The following is a 23179-nucleotide window of genomic DNA, read 5'->3' as shown; positions in this document are numbered from 1 at the left end:
CTTGCGGCATGCCTGTTGAGAAACAAAGGCAGCCCGTCGACACGCACGGGGGCGCGTCGGCGGGCTGCCGGGAACTACCGCTCTCCTAACCTGCCGCGGGCATTCCGGGGAATTCCGCGGACCACACGTCGTCGCCGTCCAGCGCGGCCGGCGTGTACTTCCCGAGTGCGCTGATCAGCAGCCGGAGTTCGAGGGCGAGGCAGTCCGCGAACCGGACCAGCCCGGCCTCCGGGTCCTCGGCGGTGGCGAGCAGCGCCGCCCGGCCCAGCCCCACCGCGCGGGCACCGAGCGCCAGGCTCCTGACCGCCCGGCCGCCCTCCCAGATCCGCCCGGACACCAGCAGGCAGGGCGGCGGCCCGGCCACCGCCAGCCGGCGCAGGCACTCCGCCAGCGGCAGGCCGACCTGCGCGGGGAAGACCCCGGGCGCCCAGCCCGTCCCACCCTCGGCGCCGTCCACCGTGACGGCGTCGGCCCCCGCCCCGGCCGCCACCCGGGCCGCCTCGGCGACATCCCGGCCGGGGTGCAGCTTCACCCAGACCCGGGCCCGGGGGAAGTTGTTGCGCATCAGCCGGACCTGCTGGCGCAGGATCTCCGCGGTGAAGGTGCCGGGCGTGCTGGACCTCAGCACCCGCCCGTCACCGAACACCCGGTCCAGCCCGTACCGGTCACCGAGCCGTTCGGCCGCCCCGGCGTCCAGCACGGTCATCCCGCCCAGGCCCGGCTTGGCTCCCTGTCCGACCTTCAACTCGAAGGCCAGACGGCCGGATTCGAGCAGCGGAAGGGCCGCCGGGTCGCTGTAGACGAGGTTCCACACCTCGGCGTCGGCGTCCTCGGTGGACTGCTGGACGGCGACGCCGCCGAGCCCGTCCGGCAGCTCCCCGGCGTAGGCGCGCAACCGGCCGAGCAACGCCCGGTCGGCCGCCTCGCCGAGCCGGCCGTAGCCGTTCACCGGGACGACGTTCTCCCCGATCACCATCGGCAGGCCCAGCGCCCCGGCCTGCCGGCTGAGCGCGAGGCCGAGGTCCCCGCCGGCCGCCCGGGTGGACCCGAGGGCGGACACGTAGACCGGCAGGGCGGAGGTGAACCCGCCGACGGGAGTGACGAGTTCGACGTCCCGGTAGTCGGGCTCACGCCCCAGGTCGATCAGCTTGGCCAACCGCTGCGGCATGAAGACGGGCGGGACGAGGCGCAGCGCGTCCAGCGGGTCCCGCGGATCCCGCCGCCCGTCGTCGCGCTCGGCGCCGAACAGGACCCGGCCGTACTCGCCGGGCGGGGGGAACGCCGCCGCCGCGCCCGAGCGGGCGCGCTGCCGGACCTCCTCCTCCGGGAAGCCGGGCGCGGAGAGGTCGCTCACGGGGACACCACCCCGGCGATCTTCGGGAAGGCGCTGGCCTGCCAGACCTCGTCCAGCCCGGCGACGTAGCGGGTCAGCCGCTCGACGCCGATGCCGAACCCGGCGCTGCCGGGCACGCCTTCGCGGACCAGGTCCAGGTACCAGCGGTACTTCTGCGGGTTCTCGCCGGTCTCCCGCATCCGGGTGACGATCTCCGCGTAGTCGTTGGTGCGCTGGCTGCCGCTGCACAGCTCGCCGTAGCCCTCGGCCGCGATCAGGTCGAAGTTCCGCAGCAGACCGGGGTCGTCCGGGCTCTCGCGGTCGTAGAAGCCGCGGGAGCCCTTCGGGTAGTCGGTGACGAAGAACGGCCGGTCGCGCCGGGAGGAGAGCAACGCCTCGCCGGCCCAGTCGAGTTCGGCGTCCGGGCTCTGCGGGTGGCCGAGCTCCTGGAGTTCGGCCACCGCCCCGGCGTGCCGCATCCGGCCGAACGAGCCCTTCAGCAGTTCCGTGAACGCGTCGGTGTCCCGGCCGAGTTCGGCGAATTCCTTCGGCAGCTCGCGGACCGCGCTGCCCACCATGTGCACCACCAGCTCCTCGACGAGCCGGACGGCGTCGTCCCGGCTCGCGCCGGCCACCTCCACGTCCAGCTGGTGGAACTCGGCCAGGTGGCGGCCGGTCCCGGCGGTCTCCAACGGCTCCAACCGGACGTTCGGCGCGATGCAGAAGATCTTGTCGAAGGCCAGCAGCGAGGCCTGCTTGTAGAGGATGGCGCTGGTCATCAGCTTGTAGCGGTGGCCGTAGAAGTCGATGTCGACCTGCTTCGAGCCGCGCGAGCCCGGGTCGGTGACCGGGCCGATGATCGGCGGGAGCAGTTCGGTGAAGCCCTGAGCCCTCAGGAACTCGCGCGCGGCGGTCAGGAGTTGGTACTGGATCCGGAGCGCGCTGCGGGTGGCCGGGGAGGTCAGGTGCCGCCCGGGGTCGACCGGCCCGGAGGCCGCGGAGGGGGCGGAGGAGGAGGTGGCAGAGGTGGATGGCCCGTGGTCGGTCATGGCGAGGTGAGTCCCAACTCTCGTCGTGCGGCGGGTGTGCGGGGCGTTTCGGGGGTCGTGCCGCCGGAGCGCGCGACGGCACCGGCGGCGGCGCGGGCGTCGTACGTCCGCTGGACGTGGGAGAGCGCGGTGAGCAGCTCGGCCGAGCCGAGGATCGGCGGACGCCGTCCGCCCGACAGGCCGGCGATCGGCATCGATCCCACACCCGACCAGGACAGCCGGCCGTCCGGACCGAGCGAACTGCGGGCCCGGCCGGCGTTGTCGGGGTGCAGGCAGTACGGAACGTCCAGGTAGCCGGCGGCGAAGGCCCGGACCAGCGCGCGCCCGACATCGGTGTCCAGCTCCAGCACGGCGCCGATCAGCGCCCGCGCCTCCGCCTCGATCCCGGTGTCCCGGCCGGCGACCCGCACGGCGGTGCTCGGCGGTGGGGCGGCCGGGCGCAGGCGGGCGCGCTCGTCGGCGGCGGCTGCGGCGGCCGTCTCCAGCGCGGTGACGTTCTCCCCGACCGTCGGGATCCGGTGCGCCTCGGCGGTGGTCTTGACGATCAGACGGGCCGCCCCGGTCCGCACCGCCAGCCGGGCCGCCTCCTCCAGCAACAGCCGGGCACCGCCCGGCGAGCGCGGGAAGACGCCCATGTAGGCGTAGAGGACGATGTGCCGGTCGACGTCCGGCAGCAGCTCGTCGGCGAGCCGGCCGAGCACCGTGAGCGCCTCCTCGTCCTGCCGCAGGTCGGCCTGCTGGGCGTAGCTGAGCGAGATGCTGCGCAGCCCGTGCTGCCGGAAGAACAGCCCCTCCAGCACGCTCACCGCGATCAGCAGGCTCGGCGGGCAGAGCTGCCCCATCAGACAGCCGCCGAACGTCTCCAGATGCGGCTCGGCGCCGAACTCGCGGATCGAGGCGAGCAGTTCGCAGCTGCGCTGCCAACAGGCCACCGCCTCGTGCAGCGGCGTCCGGCTGTAGGGCAGGCAGTACGAGACGGGGCCGCCCTCGGTGGCGTCCAGACCGACCGCCAGCAGGGCCCGCACGATGTGCTCCGGCATCGCCGAACCGTGCCGGACCTGCACCGGGAAGCCCGCGTCCACGACCCCGCGGAGCACCGCGCGGGTGACGTCCGCCGAGTGGGTGGCGATCGGGTAGCCGTTCAGGCCGACCCCCTCGGCGAGGGCGCGCCGGGCGGCGGCGAGGTCGCCGGTCCGCGTGTAGCTGTCCAGGGTGAGGGTGCCGACCGTGACGGCCGCCGCGTCCCGGGTGGCGAGCAGGCCGTCGCGCATCCGCAGCGGGTCGGCCATGCCCATCCGCGGCTGGACCACCAGGGCGCCGGCCGCCCGGGCCTGGGCCACGAAGGCGCCGAAGCCGGTCACAGCAGCACCCCGATCGACAGCGACCGGAGGTAGGACTGGAACTCCGCCACCGAGCCGCCCTCCTCGAAGACCCCGTCGAACCCGGCGGCCAGCAGAGCCTGTTGCCGGGTCGGGTCCCCCGAGCCGGCGATGCCGAGCTTGCCGCCGATCACGGTCGGCGTGCGGCCCAGCTCCGGGCAGGCCCGCAGGGCGCCGATCACCCGCATGCCGTCGTTGAACCCGTGCCCGTTGACGCTGCTCAGGACGATGAGGTCCGGTTCGGCGCGGCGGCACTCGGCGACCAGCAGCTCGTCCGGCACGCAGGCGCCCAGGTTGGTGACCCGGTGCCCGAGCTCCTCCAGCAGCAACTGGAGGAAGACCAGGTTCCAGGTGTGCGAGTCCGAGGCCATGGTCGTCACGACGACGTCCAGGCCGGCGGCCCGGGCCGTTCCGTGCTGCTTCAGCTGCTCCACGGTGCAAAACCTTTGGTGTCGGTAGGTGGTGGGGAGTCCCGGCCGGCGGTCGCGGGTGTCCGGGGCACTGCGCCTCCGGGGAGGGCTCGGCCGGCTCGCCCCGGCGACGCCGGGCCGGACGGCCGACCGGGCCGACCGGGCCGACCGGCCGTGAACAGAACGCTAGGGAGCATCGGCCCTCCGGACCGGCAGCTCGCCCGGCAAGAGACGGGCAGTATCGCCCCGCGCCGCACGTCGCGTCCGGCGCGGGGCGGCGTCCCACGGGCGCCGGCAGGTGGGCGGCGGCCGGTGGGCGGCGGCCTGCCGGAAGGCGGCGCGGCCTGACCGGTCAACCCGCCGTCGCCAGCACCGGGTACGCGGCGCCGAAGAGTCTGCGGCAGAGGTTCAGCACGGTGAACCGGACGCCCTCACGGGCCTGGACGCTCCGGATCAGCCCGCTCGCCAGCAGCTCGTGCACCGCCGCGAAGCACTCCTGCGGCGGCCGGCCGGTGAGCTGGACGGCGTCCTCCCCCGACCAGTCCCCCGGCTCCGCCGCCAGCCGCTCCAGGAGGTCCCGCTGGCCGAGCGTCAGCCGTTCCAGTGCCGCGCCCAGCGCCGCCCCGACGTCACCGCGCCCGCCGTACCCGGCGGGCGGCGGCGCCAGGTGGAACGGCCCGTCCGCCAGCCGTGCCACCAGCTGGCGCGGCGAGAGCACCGTCGACCAGCCGGCCGCCAGTTCCAGGGCGCCGGGCAGGCCGTCGAGCTGGCGGCAGAGCGCGGCCACCGCGGGCGCCTCGTCGCGCTCCAGCCGGTAGCCGGGGCGCAGCCGCCGCAGGTGCGAGAGGAGCAGCCGGACGGCGCCGACCTCGGCCAGCGCGACCGGGTCGTGGTCGAGTTCGGGCCCGGGGGTGGGCAGCGGGGCGAGCGGGATCACCTGGCCGCCCGGCAGCGGCTGCGGCACCCTGGCGGTGATCAGCACCCGCAGGCCGGGGCAATGCTGGAACAGCTCGTCCAGAAGGACGGCGTCCACCCCGGCGTCGGCACCGTCCAGCACCAGCAGCGTGGGACGGTCGCCGATGGCCCCGGCGAGGTCGGCGCGGCGTTCGGTCCCGGCGGCCGGGAGCCGGGCGCAGTCGAGCCACCGCACCGACCAGTGGGCCGTGAGGTGCAGCCGGCGGGCCACCTCCAGGACCAGCCGGGTCTTGCCGACCCCGCCGAGACCGGCCACGGTGACCAGCCGGTCACCGTGCACGGCGAGGGCGTCGGCCAGCACCTCCACCTCCAGCTCGCGGCCGACGATCGCGCCGCGGGCGACCGGCGGTGCGGTCGGTTCCTCCCGGGGCTCCTCGGCGAGCGTCTGGCGGCGCGCGGCCGCCTCGAAGGCCGTCCGGTGGCGGCCCTCCAGCCGCAGCGCGTCGGCCAGCAGCCGGACCGTCTCCTGCCGGGGGCGCTGTACCCGGCCGCTCTCCATGTCCCGGATCGCCCGGACGCTCAGGGTCGCGTGGTCGGCGAGCACCTGCTGGGTCAGGCCGACCCGCTCGCGCCGGATCCTGAGGACCTCTCCGAAGCCCGCCGTCGACTGCAGCGACTGACCGCCGTCCATGCCTCGTCCGCCTTCCGTGGGGTGACCGACTACCGGGGACCGGCGGTCCGCACGGCCGCCGGGCACGCCGGGGGCGGCGCCGACCGGACCGGCCGTCGAACCGTGTTCCCCCCTGGCGCCGATGCTCCACGGCGCGGTTCTACGGCCGATCAACGGCCGATCACCGCATGTTCACAAGACGTCCGCATCGCCCACGAACCCTCCGGGGCCGGGTCCCCGGACCGTGGCGCGCCGCGCGGACCGACGCGACCGGGCCGACCGGACCACGGCGGGAGGCTGCACCGGGCGCGGCCCGCCCGAACGCGCCCGTCCGAGACGGCGTCAGGTACCGCGGGGCGCGTTCCGCCGACGGCCGGACGGCGCCCGCCCGGTCACCGGGAGAGCGAGGCCAGGCTGAGCAGGAGGTGCGCGGACTCGGGGTGCTGGAAGTCCGAGTGCGCACCGGCCGGCGCCAGCCGGCGGCCCGCCCGGCTGCCCCGGTACACCTCACCGGCGTCGATGTTGACGATCGGGTGGTCGAGCGCCTGCCGCGGATAGGGCGTACTCGTCGCCCGCAGCCGCTCGGAGTACTGCGCGACCGGCGCCGACCCCGTCCCGGAGTGCCCGATCCCCGGCCGGCCCTCGGCCCGCAGGTGCCAGAAGCCGGTCGCCCGGTCCCAGCGCGAGTGGGTGAGCACCACCGGCCCGCGCAGGGGCGCCCCCGACCGGCCCGCTGCGGCGAAGAGGCGGGGGAACAGCCGGTCGAAGGCGTCCCGCGGCGCCGCCATCTGGAAGATCAGCGCGCTGTCCGCCGTGAACGGCCGCGCCGGATCGGCCTTCCCGCTCCAGCCCAGCACCTGCGGCCCGGCGGCGGGCCGCTCCGCCGCCCACTGGACGGCCTCGCAGAGGAACCGGCCGCCGAAGGAGTGCCCGACCAGGTGCAGGTACTGCCCCGACCGGTTGGCCAGGACCGCCGGATCGGCCGGGTTCCCGCGCCCCGCGTCCAGGTACCCGAGCAGGTGACCGATCACGTAGCCCGCCTGTCCCCGGCCGGGCCCGCTCATGGCGTGCGCGCGGTCTCGGATCCGCCGGTAGCCGCCGAGCGACGGCACGCTCGACGACGGCCAGCGCACCACCACGCACCACGGCCGGTACCCGCGCGCCAGTCCCGGGTACGCCTCCGGCGCCCGGCCGCGCAACCCGGCCGCCCGTTCGACCAGTCCGGCCGCGGTTCGGGTCGCCGCCGACCGGCCGGTGTTCCAGCCGTGCACGTACACGTAGATGTCGGTCGCCCGTGCGGGCACCCGCAGATACCGGGCCAGGTGCTCGGCGACCCGTGACTCGGGCACCGGCGTCCGCGTCCCGGGGACGAGCAGCCGGCCCCGCTCGTCGAGGTCCACCACGGCGGGGGCAGTCATGTCGTGAGCTCCAGGATGCTGTCGATACCGCAGTGCAGGGAGTAGGTGAGCGCGAGCGGATTGCCGTAGTCGTCGACGAACCGCCGGGCCAGTTCCCGGGTGATCTCCCCCGCGGTGAACTCGCCGGTGAGGTACAGGTCGAGGAAGGCGAAGGCGTACTCGGCGGCGAACACCTGCGGGATCTCGATCTGCGGTCCGAGCACCCCCCTCGCCCCCAGTTCCACCAGGGCCCGGCCCAGGTGCTCCAGCTCGGCCGCCGCCGACTGCCCCGCGTGGCAGGCGTTGAGCAGCACGAACGGCCGGAACAGCGCCTCCGGTTCGTCGAGGTGCGCGCGCCGCTGACGGCGCACCAGGTCGGCGTCGATGTCCCGGGTGTCGGAGAGCCGGACGGCGAGCTGGGCGAACGGGGTGCCGTTGTCGACGAACTGGCCGTGGCACCAGAAGTACATCAGGTCCTCGTCCAGGACCGCACCGGCGAGCGCCTCCAGGAAGCGGGCCGACTCGGTGCGCACGGTCAGCTCGGTCCGCTCCTCCAGCAGCTTCCGGACCTCCGGCGCCCGGCCGACCGACTCCAGCGTGGCGTCGGTGTTGAGGCTGGTCACCGCCCGGGCGCGGGTCGGGTGGTCGACCTGGATGCGCTGGTAGGACGAACCGGTCTGCTCGACCTGGTGCCGGTGGCCGAGGAAGTCCTTCCAGGGCTCGCCCGGGCCGCTGTCCACCGCCATCATGGGCCAGGGCAGGTGGAGGTCCGAGTCGAAGCTGACCCGCAGCGGCCCCTCCTCGGTGAGCGCGCCGACGAGGAACGCCCTGAACTCGGCGAGGTTCCGGTCCGGTCCCTCCAGCATCGTCTCCAGGAGGTAGCGGCCCTCCTCCGCGAGCTCCGTCATGCGGTTCTCGGCCAGCTTCACCTGGTCGGACAGGTCGACGGCCGACGCGAACGGGTACGCCAGGGGCATCCCGTCCTCGTCCGTCGTCTGGTAGTTGACCAACTGGTCCCGCCAGGCCGTCCGCAACCGGGCCGCCCTCTGCAGCAACCGGGTGGCCGGGACGTCCAGGAAGGCGTGATGGCCCCGGGTCAGCGGCGAGCGCTCGCCCGGCCGGTTGGCGGACATGTGCAGGAGGTCGGCGGTGCCGTGCCGCCGCAGCGACACCTCCAGGTCCAGCGGCTCCGAGCCGCGCTGACCCGGCCGGTACCCCGGATCGCCCCGGTCCGGCAGCAGCGGCTCCGGGCCGCGCGGACCCGGCCGGTACCCCGGGCCGCCCTGGCTCGGCAGCAACGTGAAGTCGGCAGAGGGGTTCTGCCGGATCTGGACGACGAGATCCCGGGGCACGGGCTACTCCTGCTCCTCTTCCTGGACGGTGACGGCGGGGGTGACGTCGACGGCGGTCTCCAGGTCCTGGAGGGCGACGCCGTAGCCCCGGTCGTAGACGGTGATCCGGATCCGGTGCCGGCCGGACGCGGCCGGCGTCAGGGCGAACTCGGCGGGCGGACCGGCCGGGTCGTAGACGGTGACCGGCGGGTCGATCACCGCGTCCGAGGCGACGGCCGCGACCAGGTGCAGCTCCGGCAGCCCCGGCGCCCCGCCGGGGTCGGCCGGGTCGGTGGGCTCCGCGCGGTCGGCGGGGTCTGCGGGCGCGGCCCCGGACGGATCGACGTCCGGCTCGAACCGCAGCTCCAGCCGGGCCGGGACGCCCACCGCGGGCTCGTCGAGCAGGGTGATCCGGGGTCGCCAGGCGACCCGGGCGGCCGGTACGCCGACCGGACCCGCCGGGTCGCGCGGGGCGACGGCCGCCCCGAAGGGTTCGGCGGGGGCGGCTTCGGCAGGGGCTTGCTCGTCGGGCGCCGCCTCGACGGGGGCTCCCCCGCCGGGGGCTTCCCCGGCGGGCGAGACGAGGCCGGGGGCGGGCTCGCCGGGCGCGGCCGGCTCGGACACGGCAGGGCCGGTAGCGGCCGGGTCGGGCACCGCGGGGCCGGGCTCGGCCGGGCCCGGCCCCGCCGCACCGGTGGGCTCGGCCGGACCGGGTTCGGTCGTGTCCGAGCCGCCCGCCGGCAGAGCGGCCGGGGCCCGCCGGGACGGCAGCGGCGCGGCCGGCTCCGGGGCGGCCCCCGCCCCGGCCGCCGCCCGGCTCTCCACCGCGATCGGGTGCCCGGCCCCCATCACGGCGTCCCGCCCGGCGCGGACGGCGGCGAGCAGGTCCGCCGCGGTCTCGGGCCGCCCGGCCGCCGCCAGCGCCCGGGCCAGGCCGACCGCCAGCGTGGGGAACAGCTCGGAGTCCCCCGTCCGGCGGCCGGCCACGGCCACGATCGGCTCGTCGGTGTCACGGTGCCCGGCCGCGAGCAGAGCGGGGACCCCGGAGGACAGGCCCTCGCGCCGGAGCCCGCGGTCCTCGACCACGGCCTCGTACACCCGCACCGCCCCGGCGTGGTCCCCGGCCCGGTGCCGGGCGAAGGCCAGATCCTGGCGGATGCCCAGGGTGCGCGGGTGGTACGGCCCCCGGTTCCCGGCGCTCTCCTCGGCGAGCTCCCCCAGCAGGACCACCGCGCGGAACGGCCGCGCGCCGAGCGCCAGCAACAGGGCGTGCGCCACCCGGCACTCCACCGTCTCGGTGTGCGCGGCTCCCAGCGCCTTCGCCGCCCGGTCGACCAGGGAGGCGACCAGGGTGACGGCCGTGCCGGTGTCACCGGCCAGATGGGAGGCGTAGGCGAGGCGGCGTCCGGTCAGGAAGACCCCGGGGTGGTTCGGTCCGAGCGTCCGCACCCAGTCGGGCACCAGCGCGGAGAGCTCGTCCACCGCCGCCCGATAGTCCCCCGCCCTCCGCAGCGTGACGCCGAGGCTCGAACGGGCGTCCAGCACCGTCCGGTGGTCCGGGCCGAGCGCGTCGGCGGCCACCGCCCGCAGGTCGCGGTACCGGGCCGCGGCCTCCGGGTACCGGCCCGCCTCGCGGAGGGTGTACGCGATGCTGTCCAGGACGTCCAGGGTGACGGGGTGGCCGGCCCCTCGCAGCCGCGTCAGGTCGTCCCTGAGGGACTCGAAGAGCTCGACGGCGGCCGTGTGGTCCCCGCTCCACCGCAGGGCGTGCGCCAGGTCGGAGCGCGCGGTGAGGCTGTCCAGATGGTCGGAGCCGTGGATCCGGACGGTGTCGGCGACCAGGAGCTCCTGTTCCCGGACCGCCTGGCGGTGACGGCCCGCCTCCCGGTGCGTGAGGGCACGGTGGCGGCGTTCTTCGAGCGTGGCGGGGTGGTCCGGCCCCTGGATCCGGGCCCGGTCGGCGATCAGGGCCTCGTAGAGGTCGGCGGCCACGCGGTGCGCCCCGGTGTTCCGGTGGAGGGCGGCCGCCCACGACCGTGCGTCCAGGGTGTCGGGGTGTTCCGCGCCCTGGACGCGGATCCGGTCCTCGACGAGGCGCGTCCGCTCGTCCAGGGCCTCGCGGACGCGTCCGGCCTCCGTGAGGGCGTACGCCACGGAGGCCCGGGCGCCCAGGGTCTCGGGGTGCTCCGGGCCCTGGACGCGGATCCGGTCGCGGAGCAGCGTCTCGTGGGCCGCCAGTGCCCCCGGTCCGTCCCCCGCACGGCTCAGCGTCCAGGCCAGTATCGAACGGGCCGCCAGGGTCTCGGCATGGTCGGGGCCGTTGATCCGGAGGCGGTCCGCCAGCAGTGCCTCCTGCCCGGCGAGCGCCTCGCGGAACCGGCCGGCGAGAACGAGCGCGTGCAGCAGGCCGACCCGCCCGGCCAGCGTCGCGGGATGGTCGGGCCCCTGGAGTCTGAGCCGATCCCGGTGGAGGGCCTCGTGGAGCGCGACGGCGCGGAGCGGGTCACCGGCTTCCAGGTGGGTCCACGCCAGCCCGTACCGGGCGACGAGCGTCTCGGCGTGGTCCGCGCCCGACACCCGCGTCCGGTCCGCCAGCACGGCCCCGTAGAGCTCCAGCGCGCGGGCGTGGTCCCCGGCCTGCCGACACGCCAGGGCCAGCCACCACCGCGTGTTGAGCGTGCCCGGGTGGTCCGGCCCCTGGACACGGGACCGGTCCGCGGCCAGGTCCTCCAGGAGGAGGACCGCACGGCCGAGGTGGCCGGCGTCCGTGCAGACCCTGGACAGGGCCCACCGCGCGTCGAGCGTGTCGGGGTGGAACGCCCCCTGCACCCGGGTGCGGTCGGCGACGACTTCCTCGTGCAGGCCGACGGCGCGCCGGTGGTCGCCGCTCCCCTGGACGGCGGAGGCCCTGCCGGAGCGGGTGTTCAGCGTCGTGGGGTGGTCGCCGCCCTTCAGCCGCAGGCGGTCGGCCAGCAGCAGGTCGTACAGCTCGACCGCGCGGCCGTGGTCGCCGGTCTCCCGACAGGTCCACGCGAGCCACCCCCGGGCGACGAGCGTCTCGGGGTGGTCCGCCCCCTGAAGACGGGTCCGGTCGGCGACCAGGGATTCGAACAGGCCGGTCGCCCGGCGGTCACCCGCCGCCTGGTGCGCGGTCGCCAGACCGGACCTGGCGTTCAGCGTGTCCGGGTGGTCGGAGCCGAACAGGCGCGTCCGCGTCGCCACCAGTGCCTCGTACTGCTCGATCGCGCCGCGGTGCCGGCCGGCCTCCCGGAGCGCGAGGGCGAGGTCCGCCCGCAGACCGAGGACGTCGGGGTGCGTCGGGCCCTGGAGGCGGGTCCGGTCCTCGACCAGGGCCTCGTAGGTCTCGACGGCCCGCCCGTGCCGCCCCGCGTTGCGGAGCGCCAGGGCGAGGCTGGCCCGGGCGACCAGGGTCCCGGGGTGGTCGGGGCCGTGGAGGCGTTCCCGGTCGGCCAGCAGGGCCTCGTACAGGTCGAGGGCCCGCAGGTGCTCGCCGGCGTCGCTGCACGCCCAGGCCGTGCCGCCCCGGGCGGACAGCGTCTCGGGGTGGTCGGCGCCCGACACCCGCAGCCGGTCGGCGACCAGTTCCTCGTAGAGGCCGATCGCCCGGCGGTGCTCGCCGGCGCTCCGGCACGCCCAGGCCCACCACCACCGGGTGTCGAGGGTCTCGGGGTGGTCGGCCCCCTGGAGCCGGGTCCGGTCGGCCACCAGCGCCTCGAACCGGTCCACCGCCCGGCCGTGCAGGCCGGAGACCGAGCAGAGCCAGGCCAGCGTCCACCGCGTACCGAGCGTGCCGGGGTGGTCCGCGCCCTGCACGCGCGTCCGGTCCTCGACCAGGGCCTCGGCGAGGTCGACCGCCCGCCCGTCGTCCCCGGCCCGCTGCCACGCGCGGGCCAGGTGGGACCGCTCCGCGAGGGTGTCCGGATGGTGCGGGCCCTGGACGCGCAGCCGGTCGGCGACCAGCGCCTCGCGGTCGGCGAGCTCCTGCCCGGCTGCGCCGGCGAGGCGGCGGGCCTCGGCCAGCTCCGAGCGCTCCTCCAAGGTGTCCAGGTGGTCGGGCCCCTGGATCCGGCGGCGGTCCTGGACCACGGCCTCGTGGACGGCCACGGCGCGGCGGTGCTCGCCGGCCTTCTGGTACGCCCACGCCAACCGGGAGCGGGCGTCGAGAGCGTCCGGGTGGTCGACGCCCAACACCCGGATGCAGTCCGCCTGAAGGCTCGCCGATTCGGCCACCACACCCGTCGGATCGCCGGCCTCGACGCGTGCCCTCACCAGCCGGCCCCGGGCGTCCAGGGTCTGCCCGTGGTCCGCGCCGAGGGTGCGCGTGAGGTCGCGGACCACGGCCTCGTGCTCGGCGACGGCGGCGCGGTGGTCGCCGGCGGCCGCGTGGGCGGCGGCGAGCCAGCCCCGGCTGGTGAGCGTGTCGGGGTGGTCGGCGCCGAGCACCCTGGTCCGGTCGGTGACGGCCTGCGCGTAGAGCGTCAGCGCGAGCCGGTGCTCCCCGGCGGTGAGCTGGGCGTAGGCGAGGCTGTTCCGTCCGGCCAGGGTGTCCGCGTGGTCGGGACCGAGGACCCGTACGAGGTCCTCCTGGAGGAGCTCGAACTCCGCGACCGCCTCCAGGCGGTGGCCCGACACCTGGAGCGCGTAGGCGAGCCCGGCGCGGCCGGCGAGGGTGTCCGGGTGGTCGGCGCCCAGGACCCGGGCGCGCTCCGTCACCACCGTCCGGAACTCCTCGACCGCCCGCCCGTGGTCGCCCGCCTTCCGGTAGGCGTGGGCGAGGGAGTGCCGGTCGGCCAGGACGGCGGGGTGGTCGGGGCCCTGGGCCCGGCTGCGGTCGGCCACCACGGCCCGGCAGAGCTCGACCGCCCGGGCCGGATCGCCGACCCGGGCGTGGAGTTCGGCGAGCCTGCCCCGGGCGGCGAGCGTCTCGGGGTGGTCGGCGCCCAGCAACCGGCGCCGGCCGTCGGCGACCGCCGCGACCAGGGGTATCACGAAGACCCGCTGTTCCGGCTCGGGGAGTTCCTCGGCGGCCAGCCGGTAGAGCTCGATCGTCTCCGGCGTGGGGCGCGACGAGGAGTCGACGGAGGACGCCAGCTCCCTGATGTGCGGCAGCAGTGCCCGGCGGGCCTCCTGGTCGGCCTCCGGCCAGAGACGGGCCACCGCGGCGGCGAGGTTCCGCTCGGCCCGCGAACGGACCCTCCGGTCCTGGTCACCCGCCCGCAGGACGCTCCGGAGCAGCCGGTGGACCGCCACCGTCTGCGGCCCGAGGGTGATGAGGTGATATCCCGCCAGCACCTTCAGGGCGGTGTCCACCTCCTTCGGACTCCGGGAGCCGAACGGCCGCAGCGCCTCGCTCGGCAGTGCCTCCGGGGCGTACCAGGCCAGCGTGCGCAGCAGCTCGACGGCGAACGGGGCGGTCCGCCCGACGGTGTGCAGCGTGGTGCGCCAGAGCCGCGAGACCGTGTCGAGGGCCGAGGGCATGGCGGGCGACTCGGACGGGGCGACGGCGCGCAGCAGTTCCCGGAAGGCGCCGAAGGTCGTCCGGGCCTGCTGGACGTGGGCGCCCGCCTGGGAGAGGGCGAGCGGCAGGTGCCCGAGCTCGTCGGCCAGCGCCCGGGCCTCGGCCTGCTCGACCTCGTCGGCCCCGGCGGGCTCCTCACCCGGCCGGGCGGTGTCCCAGAGCAACTGGACGGCGAGCGGTGCGTCGAGGACGTCGATCCGGATCGGGCGGATGCCCTGGTGCCAGCCGTCGGCGCGTCTGCTGGTGACCAGTTGGTGGCCGCGGCCGAGCAACCGGCTGAGGTAGGGCGCCAGGTGGACCGGGTCCTCGACGTTGTCGAAGACCAGCAGCCAGTTCTCGTGCGCGCGCAGCCAGGCCACCGCCCACTCGGCCTGGCGGCTCAGGGGCTCGGTCAGCGCCCAGTCGCGGTGCAGGTGGACGGCGAGGTCCGCGAGGGCCTCGGCGATCTGTTCCTCCGACTCGGCGGTGATCCACCAGATCAGCCCGTAGGTGTTGACGTGCTTGTAGGCGTAGTGCAGTGCCAGCGCCGTCTTGCCGACGCCGCCCAGGCCGTGCAGGGTGGCCGCCTGGGTGACCAGACCGCCGCCCTCGGCCAGGGCCTCGCCGATCGCGTCCACCTCCGCTTCCCGGCCGACCAGTTCACCGGTCGGCCGGGGTGGCAGGTGGTGGGACTTCGGTGCGGCCTCGACCGTCAGGGCCGCGGCTTCGGCCTCCGGCGTCAGCACCACCGCCCGCTGCTCGGCGTGCGGGTTCCCGTCGGTGACCGCCGACGAGACCGCTCGGGGGCGCTGCTCGAACGGCTCGTGGCCGGGCACGCCGTCCTCGGGACGGACGTACGTCGTCATGGAGATGTTCACGTCGGCGCCCGCCCCCCGGTTTCGGCTGCCGCCCACCGTAGCGGCCGCGGGGCGCGCCGTCTGCGCGTTCGGCCGGCTTGCGGCGACCGAGGCCCAGTTGTGACGTTCCGTCAGGCCCGGTCCTCGGTGGCCGCGCCCGCACGCGGGTCCGCGAGCACGTTCACCGGCGCGTCCGGCGTCCACGACCGCCCGTGTCGGCCGGGACCGGTCCGCACACGAATGCGGGTGCGCACGTACGCACCCGTCCGACCAGGTCATGGTATTTTCCGCCGACCCGTGCGCACTATTCCACGGCCCCGACCGGCACATTTCCCCAAGTGGCGGGCATCATTCCGGTTTGTCGAACCGACTTAATGCGGCCGCAACAGCACAAGCTTTCTTCGGCGCCGACCGGGTGCTAGCCTCGCTTCAATCTCGCGCCGCTTGAATCGCCCTTTACCAGGGGATTCCCGCCGGATATTCCCGACCGCCCTGCGGCGTTCCGGCCCGTCACCCCCAAAGCACGCCGTCCCGTTTCGGTAATCCTGAAAGGGTTCAGCATGTCCGTCTCCCCCGCAGCCACCGCCGCCACCGGCCTGCTCGCGCCCCGGCCGATCGTCGGGCTGCTCACCGACTTCGGGCTCGTCGACGACGCCGTCGGCATCTGCAAGGGCATGGTGCTCAGCATCGCCCCGCACGCCAACATCATCGACGTCACCCACGACGTGACGCCGTTCGACATCTACGAGGCCAGCCTCTACATCCGCGACTCGTTCCGGTACTTCCCCGGCGACGCCGTGTTCGCGTGCGTCACCTTCCCGCACACCGGCGTCCAGGACAACGCGATCGGCCTCCGCACGCCCCAGGGGCACACCTACTTCGCACCCGACAACGGACTGCTCACCCGCATCGTCAAGGAGGCGGGCGTGGCCGAGGTGCGCCGCATCACCTCCGAGAAGGTCCGCCGACCGGTCATCGACCCGACGTTCTACGGTCGCGACATCGTCATTTCCGCCGCCGCGCACATCGCCAACGGAATATCGTTCAGCGAAATCGGCGACGAGATCGAAGTTTCCGACATCACGCTGCTGGACGTCGCCGAACCCACCGTGGAGGACGGCTGGATAGTCGGCGAGGTCGCGATTCTCGACAAGAACTACGGAAACGTCTGGACCAGCATCACCCGGGAATTCCTGGACGGCCAGGGCGTCGATTTCGAGGCCGCCCTGGAGATCGAGATCGGGGGCGCCCGGCTCTCCACCCCGCTGCGCCGCACCTTCGGCGAGACCGGCGAGGGCGAGCCGCTCGCCTACATCGCCAGCCGCGACCAGCTCGGCCTCGCGCTCAACCAGGGCAACTTCGCGGCCCGGTACGGGGTCGAGCGCGGCCACACCGTCCGGGTGAAGGTCCGCTGACCCCGGCCCCCGCGGATCCCGCCCCCACCCGCCCCCACCCGCCCCATCGACCGGAAGGGCCCACCACCGTGCGCGCGCAGGGCTACCTATACGCGCTGCTGACCGCCGCCTTCTTCGGCGCCGGCGCCGTCCTGGCCAACCGGGTGACCCGCGAGATCGATCCGTTGCTGACCACCGAGCTCAACCTGTCGATCGGCGCCGCGCTGCTGGCCGGATACCTGGTGGCGCGCCGCCGACCGCTGGTCCCGCGCGGGCTCTCCGCCCGGGACTGGGCACGGATCGGCTTCGTCGCGGTGGTCGGCACCGGCCTCTCGCTGGCCCTGGTGATCACCGGGCTGAGCCGGACCACCCCGGTCAACGGCGGCTTCCTGATCCAGCTCCAGGGGCCGACGGCGGTCCTCGCCTCGGTGTTCCTGCTCGGTGACCGGCTCCGCTGGTGGCAGTCCACCGGTCTCGCCGTCACCCTGGCCGGCGGCGTGCTGGTGGTGCTGCGCGAACCCGGCGCGGGCTTCACGGCCGTCGGCAGCGGCGACCTGCTCGTCCTGGCCGGCGCCGTCCTGGCCGGTCTCGCCTTCCTTCCCGCCAAGTCACTGATGGCCCGGGTGCCGGCGCTCCAGCTGAGCCTCTGGCGGCTGGTCCTGGCGACGGTGGTGCTGCTGCCGGTCCTGCTGCTCGCGCCCGGTCCGCTGCGCTGGCACCCCGGCGCGGGCACCCTCCTCCTCCAACTCCTGCTCGCCGTCACCAACTTCTGCCTGGCGTACGTGACGCTGCACCTGGCCCTGGACCGGCTGCGGCCCTGGGAGACCGCGAGCGTGCTGCAGCTGGAGCCGGCCTTCACGGTCGTCGTCAGCCTGCTGGCCCTGTCGCTGGCGCCCACGCCGCTGCAACTGGCCGGCGGCGTCCTGATGATCGCCGGCGGCCTGGTGTCCAACCGCCCCGCACGTCCTCCGGCCCCCGAACCGGCCACCGCGCCGGCCCCCGAACCGGCCTCCGCGCCGGCCACCGACACCCTGCCGATCCCGGACGGCGGCAGCCTGCCGTCGCCCGTACCCGCCAACCCCGCCTACCAGAACAGCCGAGGTACCACCCCATGAAGGCGATCCGCGTCCACGCCCACGGCGGCCCCGAGCAGCTGCGCGTCGACGACGACGTGCCGGTGACGGAGCCCGCCGACGGCGAGATCCGCATCCGCACCGAGGTCATCGGCGTCAACTACGTCGACGTCTACCACCGGCAGGGCGTCTTCCCCGTTCCGCTGCCCTTCGTCCCGGGCATGGACGCCGTCGGCACGGTGGACGCCGTCGGCCCCGGCGTCACCGAGGTGGCCGTCGGCGACCGCGTCGCGTACGGCGAAGTACCCGGCGCCTACGCCGAGTTCGTCACCGTGCCGGTCCGCCTGGCGGCGGCCGTGCCGGACGGCCTGGACTCCGGCCGGGCCGCCGCCGCGATGCTCCAGGGCCTGACCGCCCACTACCTGGCCCACGACTCGCACCCGATCGCCAAGGGCCAGGTGGTCGTGGTGCACGCGGCGGCCGGCGGGGTCGGGCAGTTCCTGGTCCAGTTCGCCAAGCGCGCCGGTGCCCACGTGATCGGCACCGTCTCCACCGACGAGAAGGCCGAGCTGATCGCCGGGCTCGGCGCCGACACCGTGGTCCGCTACGACCGGGAGAACTTCCGGGAGGTCGTCCACCGGGTCACCGACGGCGTGGGCGCCGACGCGGTGTACGACTCGGTCGGCAAGGTGACCTTCCTCGACAGCCTCGACTCGCTGCGCCCGCGCGGCACCCTGGTCGTCTACGGCCGGGCCAGCGGCACCCCCGACCCGATCGACCCGTTCCTCCTCGTCCAGAAGGGCTCGCTGCGGCTCACCTGGCCCAGCCTCACCCACCACGTCCGGACCCGCGAGGAGTTCACCACCCGGACCGGCGACCTCTTCTCCGGCCTGATCGACGGCTCACTGCGGGCCCGGATCGACCGCGAGTACGACTTCGCCGACGCCCCCGCCGCGCACGCGCAGCTGGAGCGCCGCGAGAGCCTCGGCAAGATCCTGCTGCGCCACCCCTGACGCACGGGTTCCGGCGCGCGAGATTCCGGCGCGCGAGGTTCCGGCGCACGGGATTCGAGGCGCGAGGGTCCGGCGCACGGGTTCCGCACCGCCCCCGGGAACGGCCGCGTCACGCCGCCCCGGGGCCCGTCACGACCGCGTCACGACCGCGTCACCATCGTCGCACCACACCTGCCCGACGCCCCGCCGGACTCCGCCTTCGCCGGCGGGGCGTCGACCCAGAACGGGAGGACATCGACCATGGCTCCCCACTCCCCCGGCCCGTCGGCCCGGCACCGGCAGATCGCCGTGGTCGGCGCCGGCCCCCGCGGCCTCTCCGTCCTCGAACGGCTGCTGGCCAACGAACGGTCCCGCCCGTCGGCCGCCGCGCTGACCGTCCACCTCGTCGACCCCTACCCGCCCGGCGCCGGGCGGGTCTGGCGGACCACCCAGTCCCGCCTGCTGCTGATGAACACCGTGGCCTCCCAGGTCACCGTCTTCACCGACCCGAGCGTCACCATCGACGGCCCGGTCGAGGAGGGCCCGAGCCTCTACCAGTGGGCCAAGTCGACCGTCCCGCACGGCGGTCCGGGCGAGTACGACGTCCCGGTCCGGGCCGAGGCCCGCGATCTGTCGCCGGACGCCTACCCGACCCGCGCCTTCTACGGCCGGTACCTGGTCGACGTCTACCGGCGCGTCCGCTCCACCGCCCCGGCACACTGCCGGGTCGTCGAACACCGCACCCGTGCCGTCGGGTTGGACGACACAGACCCGCTCCCCGGAGCGTCCCAGGTGCTCACCCTCGCGGACGGCCGGCGGCTCGTCGGCCTGGACGCGGTCGTCCTCGCCCTCGGCCACGTCCCGGCCGGCGCGACCTCCGGCGAACGCGCCCTGGCCCGCGCCGCCGCCGCACACGGTCTCACCTACCTCCCGCCCGCCAACCCCGCCGACGTCGACCTGTCCACCCTGCCGCCCGGCCGCCCCGTCCTGGTCCGCGGTCTCGGACTCAACTTCTTCGACCACCTGGCCCTGCTCACCCGCGGCCGCGGCGGCCGGTTCGCCGAACACGGCGGCCGGCTGGTCTACCACCCCTCCGGTCGCGAGCCGCTGATCGTGGCCGGCTCCCGCCGCGGCGTGCCGTACCACGCGCGCGGCGAGAACGAGAAGGGCGCCCACGGCCGCCACACCCCCCGGCTGCTCACCGAGGAGTACGTCGCCCGGCTGCGCAAGCGGGCCGAGGCGGGCGAGCCGGTGCGCTTCGCCGACGACCTGTGGCCGCTGGTCGCCCGCGAGGTGGAGGCCGTGTACTACGCCACGCTGCTCGCCGCGACCGGCCACCCGGAGACCGGCGCCCGGCTGGCCGAGGAGTACCTCGGCACCGACCCCGACCGGCGGGCCGCCCTGCTCGACCGGCACCGGATACCCGAGACGGAGCGCTGGGACTGGCACGCCCTCGCCCACCCGCACGCCGACCGGCGCTTCGGCGACCGGGCGGAACACCGAGGCTGGCTCCTCGGCCAACTGGCCCGGGACGCCCGCGAGGCCCGGTCCGGCAACCTCAGCGGACCGCTCAAGGCGGCCCTCGACGTGCTGCGCGACCTGCGCAACGAGATCCGGCTCGCCGTCGACCACGGCGGCATCGAGGGCTCCTCCTACCGTGACGACCTGGAGTCCTGGTACACCCCGCTGAACGCGTTCCTCTCCATCGGCCCGCCGGCCTCCCGGATCGACGAACTGCGCGCCCTGATCGAGGCCGGCGTCGTCGAGGTCCTCGGCCCGGACGTCCGGATCGGCCTCGACACCACCGGGCCGCAGCCCTCCTTCACCGCCCACTCCCCCGCCGTCGACGCGCCGCCGGTGCGCGCGCGGGCCCTGATCGAGGCGCGGCTGCCCGAACCGGACCTCCGCCGCACCGGCGACCGGCTGCTGCGGCGGCTGCTCGACGCCGGACAGGCCCGCACCTACCGGATCCGGGACACCTCCGGCGCGGCGTACGAGACCGGCGGCCTGGCCGTCACCGAACGCCCCTACCGGCTGCTCGCCGCGGACGGCCGCGCCCACCCCCGGAGGTTCGCCTACGGAGTCCCGACGGAGGCCGTGCACTGGGTCACCGCCGCCGGCATCCGGCCGGGCGTCAACTCGGTGACCCTCGGCGACTCGGACGCCATCGCCCGCGCCGTCCTCGCCCTGCACCCGCTCCTGCCGGCCGCGGCGCCGGCGCCCGTGCCCGCGCCGGTCTCCCAGGCCACCGCGCCCGCCCCGCACACCGGCGTGGCGGTCTGACCGCCACGCCGTACCACCGCCCCTCCCCGCACCCTCCCCGCACCGGCCGCTGCACCCGCCGCTGCATCTGCGCCCTCCGTCGCCCCCTGCACCCGCCGTTCGCACCCGTCGTTGCCCCCGCCCCGCTCCGCCCGCCCGCGGTCCGCCCGGACCGCCGACCTTCCAGGGATTCGCCATGTCCAGGCGGCTGTTCACCTCGGAATCCGTGACCGAGGGCCACCCCGACAAGATCGCCGACCAGATCAGCGACACCATCCTCGACGCGCTGCTCCGCGAGGACCCGGCCTCCCGGGTCGCCGTGGAGACGCTGATCACCACCGGCCAGGTGCACATCGCCGGGGAGGTGACCACCACCGCCCACGCCGACGTCGCCGCCCTCGCCCGCGCGAAGATCCGGGAGATCGGCTACGACTCCTCGGAGAAGGGCTTCGACGGCACCTCCTGCGGCGTCTCGGTCTCGATCGGCGCGCAGTCCCCCGACATCGCGCAGGGCGTCGACAGCGCCTACGAGGCGCGCGTCGGAGGGTCCTCGCCGGGCCGGTCCGCAGCCGACGGCGACGCCGACGACCTGGACCGGCAGGGCGCCGGCGACCAGGGCCTCATGTTCGGCTACGCCACCGACGAGACACCGACCCTGATGCCCGTCCCGATCGACCTGGCCCACCGGCTCTCCCGCCGCCTCGCCGAGGTCCGCAGGAACGGGGCGATCCCCTACCTGCGCCCCGACGGCAAGACCCAGGTCACCATCGAGTACGACGGCGGCCGGCCGGTCCGCCTCGACACCGTGGTGGTCTCCGCCCAGCACGCCGCCGAGATCAGCCTCGACGGCCACCTCACCCCCGACATCCGCGAGTACGTGGTCGAGCCCGTGCTCGAACTCCTCGCCGAGGACGGCATCAAGCTGGCCACCGACGGCTACCGCCTGCTCGTCAACCCGACCGGCCGGTTCGAGATCGGCGGCCCGATGGGCGACGCCGGCCTGACCGGCCGCAAGATCATCATCGACACCTACGGCGGCATGGCCCGCCACGGCGGCGGCGCCTTCTCCGGCAAGGACCCGTCCAAGGTCGACCGCTCCGCCGCGTACGCGATGCGCTGGGCCGCCAAGAACGTGGTCGCCGCCGGGCTGGCCACCCGCTGCGAACTCCAGGTCGCCTACGCGATCGGGAAGGCCCAGCCGGTCGGCCTCTTCGTCGAGACCTTCGGCACCGAGACCGTCGCCCCGGAGCGGATCGGTGCGGCCGTCGCCGCGGTCTTCGACCTGCGACCGGCCGCCCTCATCCGTGACCTCGACCTGCTCCGGCCGATCTACGCCGCCACCGCCGCGTACGGGCACTTCGGGCGGGAGCTGCCGGACTTCACCTGGGAGCGCACCGACCGCGCCCAGGCCCTGCGCGCCGCGGCCGGCCGCTGACCCGCGGGCGGTCAGCGGCCGGCAGAGAGCGGGCGGCAACCCGCCCTCCGCGAACCACGCCTCCGACCCACGAACCACGAGCCACGCACCTGAACCACGCACCTGAACCACGAACCGTGAACCGCGCCTCCGACCCGGGGCGGGTGCACCCCGCACCCGCCCCCCTCCCCACCCTGGCGGACGACCCATGCGCTTCCTGGAACCGGGCACCGGCCGCCCGTCGGCCACCCCTCCGACCGGTCACGACCTCACCTACGACGACGTCTTCATGATCCCCGGCCGCTCCGCCGTGGGCTCCCGGCAGGAGGTCGACCTCTCCTCGAACGACGGCACCGGCACCACCGTCCCGCTGGTCGTCGCCAACATGACCGCCGTCGCCGGCCGCCGGATGGCCGAGACGGTCGCCCGCCGGGGCGCGCTCGCCGTGCTGCCGCAGGACGTCCCGCCCGCCGTGGTCGCCGACACCGTCGCCTTCGTGAAGAGCCGGCACCTCGTCCTGGACACCCCGATCGTCCTCGGCCCCGCGCAGACGGTCGGCGAAGCGCTCGCCCTGCTCCCCAAGCGGGCCCATGACGCGGGCGTGGTGGTCGACGACGCCCACCGGCCCGTCGGCGTCGTCACCGACCGCGACCTCACCGGCGTCGACCGCTTCACCCCGCTGGACCGCGTCATGTCCCGCGACCTGCTGCTCCTCGACGCCGACACCGCCGCCGCCGACCCGCGCGGCGCCTTCGCCGAGCTGGACGCGGCCAACCACCGCTACGCCCCGGCGGTCGACCGCGCCGGCCGGCTGGTCGGCATCCTCACCCGCACCGGAGCGCTGCGCGCCACCCTCTACGCACCCGCCGTCGACGCCGCCGGCCGGTTGCGGGTCGCGGCCGCGGTCGGCATCAACGGCGACGTGCCCGGCCGGGCCGCCCGCCTGCTGGAGGCCGGTGTCGACGCCCTGGTCGTCGACACCGCGCACGGCCACCAGGAGGCCATGCTCAAGGCGCTCGGCCTGGTCCGTGCGCTCGACCCGGGCGTGCCCCTGATCGCCGGGAACGTGGTCACCGCCGAGGGCGTGCGGGACCTCGTCGAGGCGGGCGCCGACATCCTGAAGGTCGGGGTCGGGCCGGGCGCGATGTGCACCACCCGGATGATGACCGGCGTGGGCCGTCCGCA

14 protein-coding genes are annotated in these 23179 nt (G+C 75.5%); 6 read left to right on the top strand and 8 right to left on the bottom strand.

The genetic code is table 11. From position 1 onward, the window contains the following. Positions 1-85: 85 nt before the first annotated feature. From ABZY91_RS30325 to ABZY91_RS30290, 8 genes are all read right to left on the bottom strand, one after another. Positions 86-1354, bottom strand: a complete 1269-nt coding sequence (locus ABZY91_RS30325) for a glutamate synthase-related protein (protein WP_355406029.1) — start codon at positions 1352-1354, stop codon at positions 86-88. Then, on the bottom strand, positions 1351-2382 hold the full coding sequence (locus ABZY91_RS30320) for an asparagine synthetase A (protein ID WP_355406028.1): 1032 nt from the start codon (positions 2380-2382) through the stop codon (positions 1351-1353). The genes ABZY91_RS30325 and ABZY91_RS30320 overlap by 4 nt, the downstream gene beginning before the upstream one ends. Next, on the bottom strand, positions 2379-3743 hold the full coding sequence (locus tag ABZY91_RS30315; RefSeq protein ID WP_355406027.1) for a methylaspartate mutase: 1365 nt from the start codon (positions 3741-3743) through the stop codon (positions 2379-2381). The genes ABZY91_RS30320 and ABZY91_RS30315 overlap by 4 nt, the downstream gene beginning before the upstream one ends. Further along, on the bottom strand, positions 3740-4195 hold the full coding sequence (locus tag ABZY91_RS30310) for a cobalamin B12-binding domain-containing protein (protein ID WP_355406026.1): 456 nt from the start codon (positions 4193-4195) through the stop codon (positions 3740-3742). Before ABZY91_RS30310 ends, ABZY91_RS30315 begins: the two co-directional genes overlap by 4 nt. Positions 4196-4523: 328 nt before the next feature. Beyond that, on the bottom strand, positions 4524-5777 hold the full coding sequence (locus ABZY91_RS30305; protein WP_355406025.1) for a helix-turn-helix domain-containing protein: 1254 nt from the start codon (positions 5775-5777) through the stop codon (positions 4524-4526). 371 nt (positions 5778-6148) lie between these two features. Continuing rightward, on the bottom strand, positions 6149-7174 hold the full coding sequence (locus ABZY91_RS30300; protein WP_329880716.1) for a hypothetical protein: 1026 nt from the start codon (positions 7172-7174) through the stop codon (positions 6149-6151). Then, positions 7171-8505 carry a CHAT domain-containing protein gene (locus tag ABZY91_RS30295; protein WP_355406024.1) on the bottom strand — a complete coding sequence of 445 codons (1335 nt, stop codon included), beginning with the start codon at positions 8503-8505 and terminating at the stop codon, positions 7171-7173. The genes ABZY91_RS30300 and ABZY91_RS30295 overlap by 4 nt, the downstream gene beginning before the upstream one ends. 3 nt (positions 8506-8508) lie before the next feature. Continuing rightward, a complete protein-coding gene (locus ABZY91_RS30290; RefSeq protein ID WP_355406023.1) occupies positions 8509-14868 on the bottom strand; it encodes a tetratricopeptide repeat protein in 6360 nt (2119 codons plus the stop codon). A 551-nt stretch (positions 14869-15419) separates the two neighbouring features. Here ABZY91_RS30290 and ABZY91_RS30285 point away from each other — a divergent pair. From ABZY91_RS30285 to ABZY91_RS30260, 6 genes are all read left to right on the top strand, one after another. Then, positions 15420-16274: an SAM-dependent chlorinase/fluorinase gene (locus ABZY91_RS30285; protein WP_355406022.1), complete on the top strand. Its 855-nt coding sequence runs from the start codon at positions 15420-15422 to the stop codon at positions 16272-16274. Positions 16275-16342: 68 nt separating this feature from the next. Continuing rightward, the gene (locus tag ABZY91_RS30280) at positions 16343-17368 is read left to right on the top strand and encodes a DMT family transporter (protein WP_355406021.1); all 1026 of its coding nucleotides are present in this window, start codon (positions 16343-16345) and stop codon (positions 17366-17368) included. Continuing rightward, a complete protein-coding gene (locus ABZY91_RS30275) occupies positions 17365-18339 on the top strand; it encodes a quinone oxidoreductase (RefSeq protein ID WP_329948182.1) in 975 nt (324 codons plus the stop codon). Before ABZY91_RS30280 ends, ABZY91_RS30275 begins: the two co-directional genes overlap by 4 nt. A 240-nt stretch (positions 18340-18579) precedes the next feature. Then, positions 18580-20601, top strand: a complete 2022-nt coding sequence (locus ABZY91_RS30270) for an FAD/NAD(P)-binding protein (protein WP_355406020.1) — start codon at positions 18580-18582, stop codon at positions 20599-20601. 175 nt (positions 20602-20776) lie between these two features. After that, the gene (metK, locus tag ABZY91_RS30265) at positions 20777-22015 is read left to right on the top strand and encodes a methionine adenosyltransferase (RefSeq protein WP_329948184.1); all 1239 of its coding nucleotides are present in this window, start codon (positions 20777-20779) and stop codon (positions 22013-22015) included. Between the two features lie 187 nt (positions 22016-22202). Continuing rightward, positions 22203-23179, top strand: a 977-nt coding sequence (locus ABZY91_RS30260) for an IMP dehydrogenase (protein WP_355406019.1), incomplete at its 3' end; no start/stop codon positions are given.

It is taken from the genome of Kitasatospora sp. NPDC002965 (assembly GCF_040611255.1).
In the GTDB taxonomy this organism is placed as follows: Bacteria; Actinomycetota; Actinomycetes; order Streptomycetales; family Streptomycetaceae; genus Kitasatospora.
This window is presented reverse-complemented; position numbering and strand designations above follow the sequence as displayed.